This is a genomic window from Streptomyces katrae (genome assembly GCF_000966975.1).
GTDB classification, from domain to species: Bacteria; Actinomycetota; Actinomycetes; order Streptomycetales; family Streptomycetaceae; genus Streptomyces; species Streptomyces katrae.
The window spans coordinates 1-7,972 of sequence record NZ_JZWV01000894.1 but is presented as its reverse complement, the minus strand read 5'-3'; the positions used below and the strand labels follow the sequence as shown (position 1 = coordinate 7,972).

General features: G+C 71.9%; 6 protein-coding genes, 1 tRNA gene and 2 pseudogenes. 3 read left to right on the top strand and 6 right to left on the bottom strand.

Features of this window, described 5'->3' with window-relative positions; translation table 11 throughout:
- The 4 genes and pseudogenes from VR44_RS29020 to VR44_RS29005 all read right to left on the bottom strand — a co-directional run.
- A partial coding sequence (locus VR44_RS29020) for a 50S ribosomal protein L25 (protein WP_045950581.1) occupies positions 1-371 on the bottom strand: 371 nt, incomplete at its 3' end.
- Positions 372-563: 192 nt separating this feature from the next.
- Positions 564-1,541, bottom strand: coding sequence for a ribose-phosphate diphosphokinase (locus VR44_RS29015; protein WP_042815924.1), 978 nt, complete (start codon positions 1,539-1,541; stop codon positions 564-566).
- A 134-nt stretch (positions 1,542-1,675) separates the two neighbouring features.
- Positions 1,676-3,143: pseudogene (glmU, locus tag VR44_RS29010) on the bottom strand (bifunctional UDP-N-acetylglucosamine diphosphorylase/glucosamine-1-phosphate N-acetyltransferase GlmU).
- Between the two features lie 109 nt (positions 3,144-3,252).
- Positions 3,253-3,323: transfer RNA gene (locus VR44_RS29005), tRNA-Gln, on the bottom strand.
- A gap of 145 nt (positions 3,324-3,468) precedes the next feature.
- Between VR44_RS29005 and VR44_RS29000 the strand changes: the two genes are divergently transcribed.
- On the top strand, positions 3,469-4,728 hold the full coding sequence (locus VR44_RS29000; RefSeq protein ID WP_045950580.1) for a sensor histidine kinase: 1,260 nt from the start codon (positions 3,469-3,471) through the stop codon (positions 4,726-4,728).
- A gap of 32 nt (positions 4,729-4,760) precedes the next feature.
- On the opposite strand, the gene VR44_RS28995 is transcribed toward VR44_RS29000, so the two are convergent.
- Together VR44_RS28995 and VR44_RS28990 are read right to left on the bottom strand one after the other, a co-directional pair.
- Positions 4,761-5,336: an SUKH-3 domain-containing protein gene (locus VR44_RS28995; RefSeq protein ID WP_094191982.1), complete on the bottom strand. Its 576-nt coding sequence runs from the start codon at positions 5,334-5,336 to the stop codon at positions 4,761-4,763.
- Between the two features lie 5 nt (positions 5,337-5,341).
- Complete coding sequence (locus tag VR44_RS28990) at positions 5,342-5,914, bottom strand: YwqJ-related putative deaminase (RefSeq protein WP_094191981.1); 573 nt, start codon at positions 5,912-5,914, stop codon at positions 5,342-5,344.
- A 229-nt stretch (positions 5,915-6,143) separates the two neighbouring features.
- Between VR44_RS28990 and VR44_RS28985 the strand changes: the two genes are divergently transcribed.
- Together VR44_RS28985 and VR44_RS28980 are read left to right on the top strand one after the other, a co-directional pair.
- Positions 6,144-7,157 carry an SMI1/KNR4 family protein gene (locus VR44_RS28985; RefSeq protein WP_094191980.1) on the top strand — a complete coding sequence of 338 codons (1,014 nt, stop codon included), beginning with the start codon at positions 6,144-6,146 and terminating at the stop codon, positions 7,155-7,157.
- Positions 7,158-7,164: 7 nt separating this feature from the next.
- Positions 7,165-7,972 (top strand): annotated as a pseudogene (locus VR44_RS28980) (SUKH-4 family immunity protein); the annotation flags it as partial.

Genomic DNA, 7,972 nt, shown 5'->3' with positions numbered 1-7,972 from the left:
GCCAGGAGGGTCTCCAGCAGGTTGCCGCCGGGGGCCAGGTCGCCCTCGGTCACGACCGGAACCTCGACCGTGACCTTCTCGCCCTTCTGGACGATCAGGAAGTCGACGTGCAGGATGTTGCGCTTCAGGGGGTGACGCTGAACGGCCTTCGGGATGACCAGCTCGGTGCCGTCGCCCTCGATGTCCAGGGACAGCAGCGCGTTCGGGGTCTTCAGGGCCATCATCAGCGCGTGGGCCTCGACGCCGACGTGCTTCGGGGTGGTGCCGTGACCGTAGATGACACCCGGGGTCAGGGCGTCACGACGGGACTGGCGGGCAGAGCCCTTGCCGAAGGTGTCGCGGAGCTTCGCGGAAAGCTTGATCTCGGACATGTTCACTCCTCGTGGGGTGACGAAACGGACAGAAGTCACCCGGCCGGAACGGCCTGCTACGAAGAGCGCGTCGATAACGGAGCACCCGCACCCGAAAACAGGTACGGCCTCCCTCGCCGAGCAACTCATCGAGTGTACCCGGCGGGGAGGCCGCCCCCAAAAGGATCTAGCGCAAGGCCCTGGGGCCCGCTGCTACTGCTGCTCCTCGAACAGGCTCGTCACCGAACCGTCCTCGAACACCTCGCGCACCGCGCGGGCGATCATCGGGGCGATCGACAGGACCGTGATCTTGTCGAGCTCCAGGTCGGAGGGGTCGGGCAGGGTGTTCGTGAAGACGAACTCGCTGACCTTCGAGTTCTTCAGGCGGTCGGCCGCCGGACCCGACAGGATGCCGTGCGTGGCCGTCACGATGACGTCCTCCGCGCCGTGCGCGAACAGCGCGTCGGCCGCGGCGCAGATCGTGCCACCCGTGTCGATCATGTCGTCGACCAGGACGCAGACGCGGCCCTTGACCTCACCGACGACCTCGTGGACGGTCACCTGGTTGGCGACATCCTTGTCGCGGCGCTTGTGCACGATCGCCAGCGGCGCGTCCAGACGGTCGCACCAGCGGTCGGCCACGCGCACGCGGCCGGCGTCCGGGGAGACCACCGTCAGCTTGGTGCGGTCCACCTTGGCGCCCACGTAGTCCGCGAGGACGTTCAGGGCCGACAGGTGGTCCACCGGGCCGTCGAAGAAGCCCTGGATCTGGTCGGTGTGCAGGTCGACCGTCAGGATGCGGTCCGCACCCGAGGTCTTCAGCAGGTCCGCGACCAGGCGCGCCGAGATCGGCTCGCGGCCCTTGTGCTTCTTGTCCTGACGGGCATACCCGTACGACGGGATGATCACCGTGATGGAACGAGCCGACGCGCGCTTCAGCGCGTCGATCATGATGAGCTGCTCCATGATCCACTTGTTGATCGGAGCCGTGTGGCTCTGGATCAGGAAGCAGTCCGCGCCACGCGCCGACTCCTGGAAGCGGACGTAGATCTCACCGTTCGCGAAGTCGAAAGCCTTGGTCGGCACCAGGCTGACCCCCAGCTGGTGCGCGACCTCCTCGGCCAGCTCGGGGTGGGCGCGGCCGGAGAAGAGCATCAGCTTCTTCTCGCCGGTCGTCTTGATCCCGGTCACAGCACTGTCTCCTCAGACGTGTGAAAAGCTGCTCGCCCCCGTGTACGTCCGTCCCGCACACGGTGAGCCAGCCGAATTGCGTGCACCTATCACGGTACGCCGTCCCGGGCGTACTCGTTTCCGGTCAGTTCACCTCAACGGTGGCCGGAGTCCTTCTCGGACGAGGACTGCGCCGCCGTCGCGGCGGCGCTGCCGGGCCGCTTGCGGGCCACCCAACCCTCGATATTCCGCTGCTGGCCGCGTGCCACGGCCAGCGCGCCCGCCGGAACGTCCTTCGTGATCCCGAGCGTCCTTCGTGATCACCGAGCCGGCAGCCGTGTAGGCGCCGTCCCCGATGGTGACCGGAGCCACAAACATGTTGTCCGAACCCGTCTTGCAATGTGAGCCGACGGTCGTGTGGTGCTTGTGCTCGCCGTCGTAGTTCACGAAGACGCTCGCGGCGCCGATGTTCGTGTACTCGCCGATCGTCGCGTCGCCGACGTAGGAGAGGTGCGGGACCTTCGTGCCCTCGCCGATCGTCGCGTTCTTCATCTCGACGTACGTGCCGGCCTTCGCCTTCAGGCCCAGGTTCGTCCCCGGACGCAGGTACGCGAACGGGCCGACGGTGGCCTGGTCGCCGACGACCGCCCCGTCCGCCACCGTGTTGTCCACCCGGGCGCCCGCGCCCACGCGGGTGTCCTTCAGGCGGGTGTTCGGGCCGACCTCGGCCCCCTCGCCGATGTGGGTGTCACCCAGCAGCTGCGTGCCGGGGTGGATCAGGGCGTCCTGCCCGAAGGTCACCGTCACGTCGACGAACACGCTGCCCGGGTCCACGACGGTCACGCCCGCGAGCATCGCCCGCTCCAGCAGACGCGCGTTCAGCAGCGCGCGGGCCTCGGCGAGCTGGACGCGGTTGTTGATGCCGAGGATCTGACGGTGGTCGCTGCCGACCGCCGCGCCGACGCGGTGACCCGCCTCGCGCAGGATCCCGAGGACGTCGGTGAGGTACTCCTCGCCCTGGCTGTTGTCGGTGCGGACCTTGCCGAGGGCGTCGGCGAGGAGGGCGCCGTCGAAGGCGAAGACCCCGGAGTTGATCTCGCGGATCGCGCGCTGGGCGTCGGTGGCGTCCTTGTGCTCGACGATCGCCGTCACGGCGCCGGTCTGCGGGTCGCGGACGATCCGGCCGTAACCGGTGGAGTCGGGGACCTCGGCGGTGAGCACGGTGACGGCGTTGCCGTCGGCCTCGTGGGTGGCCGCGAGGGCGCGCAGGGTCTCGCCGGTCAGCAGCGGGGTGTCGCCGCAGACGACGATGACGGTGCCGGTGAGCTGGCCGCCGAGCTCTTCGAGGGCCATCCGGACGGCGTGGCCGGTGCCGTTCTGCTCGTACTGGACGGCGGTGCGGACGCCGGCGTCGACGTCGGCGAGGTGCGCGGTCACCTGCTCGCGGGCGTGGCCCACGACGACGACGAGGTGGGTCGGGTCGAGTTCGCGGGAGGCGGCGACCACGTGACCGACGAGCGAGCGCCCGCAGATCTCGTGCAGAACCTTGGGAGTCGCGGACTTCATGCGGGTGCCCTCACCCGCTGCGAGTACGACGACGGCTGCCGGGCGGGTTGCGCTCACGGGTGTGCCCTTCGGCTTCGGGGGTGGACCCGTGAAGGATAGCGGGGGGTCACGGGGCGGAAACGAGGCCGGGTCCTGACCTTGAGGTCAGGACCCGAACGTGTAAGTGCTCCCCCGCCAGGATTCGAACCCGGACATAAGGTACCAAAAACCTCAGTGCTGCCATTACACCACAGGGGATGGTAAATCAACTCGAATCGGACATTCAGCATTCCAGATCGGGCTGACCGCCCCTAACTATGCCGTACCAAGCGCCGTCGATCACCCCGCGTCCGCCGGAATTCCGCTCGCGCCCGCGCCGGGGGCGCTGCGTACGCTGGGCGGCATGACCAGTACGGGGGAAGAGCGCGACGGGGCCGGGCGGGACGGGCCCTGGTGGTGGGAGCGGCGGCGGGGGGCCGTGCTCGACGTGGGGCTGGGGGCGGTCTCGGCCGTCGAGTGCGCGGTGGAGGGGGTTCCGTTCGCGCACGAGGCCGGGCTGCCCGTGCCGCTCGGGGTGGTGTTCGGGGTCGTGGTGGGGGCCGTGCTGGTGCTGCGGCGGCGGTGGCCGGTCGCCGTGGTGCTGGTGGGGATCGCCGTCACGCCGGCGGCGATGGGGTTCCTGCTCGGGGTGGTGGGGCTGTACACGCTGGCCGCCTGCGAGGTGCCCCGGCGGGTCACCGGGACGCTGGCCTCGATGTCGCTGGTGGGGACGTTCGTCGTGACCTATCTGCGGACCCGGGGGGACGTGGAGGGGGAGGGCGCGCTGGTCTTCGTGCTGTCCGCGTTCATGGCGGTGGCGCTGACCGTGCCGCCGGTGCTGCTCGGGCTGTACGTGGGGGCGCGGCGGCGGCTGATGGAGAGCCTGCAGGAGCGGGCGGATTCGCTGGAGCGGGAGCTGTCCCTGCTCGCGGACCGGGCCGAGGAGCGGGCGGAGTGGGCGCGGCAGGAGGAGCGGACGCGGATCGCGCGGGAGATGCACGACGTGGTGGCGCACCGGGTGTCGCTGATGGTGGTGCACGCGGCGGCGTTGCAGGCGGTGGCGGGGAAGGACCCGGAGAAGGCGGTGCGGAACGCGGCGCTGGTGGGTGACATGGGCCGGCAGGCGTTGACGGAGCTGCGGGAGATGCTGGGGGTGCTGCGGGCGTCGGAGAAGCCGGTGCGGGCGGTGGCCGCGGTGGCTGACGTGGTGGCGCCGGTGGCGGTGGTCGAGGAGGGGCCTTCGCTGGCGGAGCTGGAGGTGCTCGTGGGGCAGTCGCGGGCCGCGGGGATGAGCGTGGAGATGGTGGTGCAGGGGGAGGGGCGGGCGTATCCGGCGGAGGTCGAGCAGACGGCGTTCCGGGTGGTGCAGGAGGCGCTGACGAACTGCCACAAGCACGCTCCGGGCGCGCGGGTCGTCGTACGGCTGGCGCACCGCGAGGAGGAGGTGGCGATGCAGGTGGAGAACGGGCCGCGCGAGGGGGAGGCGCGGGGTGCCGATCTGCCCAGCGGGGGGAACGGGCTCGTCGGGATGCGGGAACGGGTGCTGGGGCTGGGCGGCGTGTTCGTGTCGGGGCCGACGGACGGGGGCGGGTTCAAGGTGTCGGCGGTGCTGCCGTTCCGGTAGTCCCGCCCCCGGGTGGTGGAGGGGGCGGGGCCTCAGGGCGCGGTGGTGAGGCGGGCCGGCTGGAGGCCGGTGAGGAGGAGGGTGAGGGCCTCGTCGAGGGTGGCGCCGAGGTACCAGTCGCCGGTGTGGTCGACCAGGTAGGTGCGGCCCTCGCGGTCGATGGCGAGGTGGGCGCCGCCCGCGGTGTCGGAGCCGAGCGGGCAGAGCTGAGTGGAGAGGGCCCGGCCGAGGTCGGCGAAGGTGCGGGCGAGGTGCAGGCCGGTGAGGGGGTCGAGGCGGACCGGGGTGGGGGCTATCTGACGGCCGGGCCCGGGGGCGGTGACCGTGAGGCCGCCGAATTCGGCCCAGGCTTCGACGGCGGCCGGGAAGACGGTGTGGCGGTGGCCGGCCGGGGTGGTGTGGTCGCGCAGGGCGTCGGCCCAGTACTCGGCCTGCTTGATGTCCCAGCGGCCGGGTTCCCAGCCGGCGGTGCGCAGGGCGGCGTCGACGCCGACGGGGAAGCGGTTGGCGGAGGAGCGGCCGTAGGAGGCCGAGGCGGCCGGGCCGGACGCGGGGCCGCGGAGGGCCGGTGCGGCCGCGGCGGCTGAGGAGGCTGGGGTGGCGGTCATGGTGGCTACTCGGGCTGGGTGAGGTCGACGGGGCGTACGCCGAAGTGGTTGAGGAGCGCGTCGCAGGAGCGGCAGGGGGGTGCGTAGCTGCCGTGGAGGGGGTCGCCGTCCTCGCGGATGCGGCGGGCGGTGATCTTGGAGTGCTTCAGGGCGCGGCGGGCTTCGCTCGCGGTGAGGGGTTTGCGGGAGGCGCGTCTGCTGCGGGCGCCTTCGACGGTGGTGAGGTGGCGGGAGAGGAGTATCGCTTCGGGGCAGCGGCCGGTGAAGCGTTCCCGCTGGCCGCTGGTGAGGGTGTCGAGGAAGTCCTGGACGAGCGGGTGCAGTACGGGGGGCTGGTCGCCCTTGCCGGCGGTTCCGGTGAGGGTCTCGCCGCGTACGGAGAGGGCGGCGGCGACGGTGGGCAGGATCCCGTCGCGGCGGAAGCGGAGCACGGGTGGGGTGTTGGGGCCCGCCGCGGTGCTCCAGCGCAGGCGCGGGTCGCCGGCGGGGCCGGCCGGGCCGGCGTCGGTGTTCTGCCCGCGGTCCGTGCGGGGTGCCGTGTGGTGCGTGCCCGCGGTGTGCGTGGTCGCTGTCTGCATGGTCCCTCTTCCTTCCCGTGGCGGCGGTGGTGGCCGCTGTCGCGCACGCCCCCGTGCTGCGGGGACAGCCTGTCAAATGTCCGCTGTCGCGTGGAAGCGGGGTCGAATATTCGTATCAATTCGGATGTTCCCGCCCCGTGCGCCCCCGCTGGGGTCGGGGGCGGCCGGGGGTCTTGCCCGAGCACATAGGCTGTGGTGAACCAGCCAGATCCAGCAGGGGGCCACCACCATGACGACAGGTCGGCTCGGGCAGCAGGCCGTGCCACCCAACGCCGCTTACTCGGGGCAGGTCGTGCATTTCCCGGACCCGGTCCGGGCCGCTCGCCATCCCCACGGCGTGCGGATGGACGGGGACGGTCATCCCGACTTCTCGCGGTACGCGCGTGCGGCGGTGGAGATCGCCGAGCCCCCGGAGGGTTTCGGGGCGGACGAGCTGCGGCTGACGGACTGCGTGTCCGCGAACGCGGCGATGCGGGCGGCGGGGCATCCGCTGTGGGACACGGTCGGGCCGGTGGCGACGCCGCACGGCTGGACCTGGCACCACGTGGCGGGTTCGCGCCGGATGGAGCTGGTCCCCGTCGAGGTGAAGGCGCTGCTGCGGCATCACGCGGGTCTGGCGACGGCTCCGGTGGACCACGAGAAGCGTGGCGGGCGGCCGTTGCAGGAGGTGCGGCCGGTGCATCTGGGGCTGCCGAAGTCCCTGGTGTCGGTGTCGGAGTCGCAGGTGCAGGGAGTCGAGGAGGACCTCGGCTACCGGCTTCCGGAGGCTTACCGCTCGTTCCTGAAGGCGGCGGGCGGCTGCGCGCCGGTGGGCGCGGGGCTGTTCGTGGAGCTGGGGATGCTGGTGGACCAGCCGTTCTTCACGGTGCGTGAGGAGGCGGCGGTCAACGACCTCGTCTACATCAACAAGTGTCTGCGGGACCACCTGACGAAGGACTACCTGTGCGTGGCCTTCGTGCAGGGCGGGCTGCTCGCGGTGAAGGTGCGGGGGGATCAGGTCGGTTCCGTCTGGTTCTCCCCGTACGACGACGCACGCGACCGGGACGGCTGGTCGGTGCAGGAGCGTGTGGAGCGGCTGTTGCTGCCGTGCGGTGCCGATTTCGATGCCTTCCTGGAGCGGTTGGCGGGGAATCCGCCGGAGCTGGAGACGGTGGCCGGTCTGATGGTGGACGGCGGATTCGCACGCTCGGTTGCAGTGTCGGGGTCGGTTCCGGTGGCTGGCACCGGCATGGGTGAGGGGTGAGCGCGTCGTGGTGACGTTCGCGCAGGCGCAGGAGCGCGCCGAGGAGTGGATCAACGGGGACGTGCCCGGGTACCAGCACCGCGAGGTGCGGGTGCGCGAGTTCGGGCTGGGCTTCGTGGTGTGGGCGGAGGACCGGGCCGGGGGTCCGGTGTCGGGTGGTGGCCGGCAGCGGCTGGTCATCGCGCGGGACAGCGGTGAGGTGACGCTGTGGCCGGGGCTGCCGGTGGGTGAGGTGATCCGGCGGTACGAGGAGGAGTACGGGGCGGCTGCGACGGCGGCGGCTTCGGAGGCTTCGGTTCCGCCGCCGCGGATCGATTCGGAGCAGACGTCGTTCATGCTGAGCCCGCCGGAGTGGCTGCAGGAGGCCGCTGACCGGGCGGGGATCCCGCCGGTGGTGGGGGCGGGGTCTGGTTCCGGGAGCGGTTCGGGGGCCGGAGTCGGTTCCGGGGCCGGGGCCGGCGGGCTTGGTGCGTCGGCTGCGCCGGGTGCGGGGGCCGGGGTTCAGGACGCGGTGCCGTTGCGGCGCGGGGATGAGGCCGCTCACGAGCCGACCGCCAACGACGGGGTGCCGGCCGGGTCCACGCCGTGGGCCGGGACGGACGTCAACCCGGGGGCCGACGACGGCTCCGTACCGCTGCCCGCGACGGTGTTCGCGCCGGCGCTGTCGGGTTCCGACCTGGACGACGCCCCGGCGTCCGCCGGGGTGGGCGCCGAGGCCAGGACCACGCTGATGCCGGGCGGCAGCCAGCTGCCGAAGACCGCCATCGCTCCGGCGCTGGCGTTGCAGGCGGAAGCCGCGGGCGCGGGTGCGCCGG